General features: G+C 57.9%; 1 protein-coding gene. It reads right to left on the reverse strand.

Translation table 11 applies throughout. From position 1 onward, the window contains the following. Positions 1-83: 83 nt before the first annotated feature. A partial coding sequence (locus J5224_RS34820; protein ID WP_264629367.1) for a YggS family pyridoxal phosphate-dependent enzyme occupies positions 84-537 on the reverse strand: 454 nt, incomplete at its 5' end.

The following is a 537-nucleotide window of genomic DNA, read 5'->3' on the forward strand; positions in this document are numbered from 1 at the left end:
GGTCAGGGTAAGGGAAGCGTCATACATGGCAAGGTCCTCTCAATTAAAATAGTGGTATTCAATGCATCGATGGCAAATGGGTATTATTGCGATGGCTCGCCAGGCCAGTAATGGCTGTCAGGCAGCGCACGCGCGCCGAAGATGGCCTGCCCGACGCGCACCACGGTGGCCCCCTCTTCGATGGCTATCTCAAAATCACCCGACATCCCCATCGATAGCGCATCCAGCTCAATCATTGCGGGAGCACTCTGCCGCAATTGATCGCGCAGGGTGCGCAATAGCACAAAGCACTCGCGTACGCGTTCCGCCTCACTGGAAAAGCGCGCCAGCGTCATCAACCCACGCACCCGCAATGCCGTGAAAGCAGGCAATGCCTGAATAAATTCCGCTACGCTCTCGGGCGCGAGGCCATATTTGCTGACTTCACCGGAGGTGTTGACCTGCACAAACACATCCAGCGAACGTCCTTCATGTTGCAGACGGCGATCCAGCGCTTCGGCGAGGTTCAGGCTGTCCAGCGCCTGCAACTCGCTGGCG

This window comes from Candidatus Symbiopectobacterium sp. NZEC135, assembly GCF_025962695.1.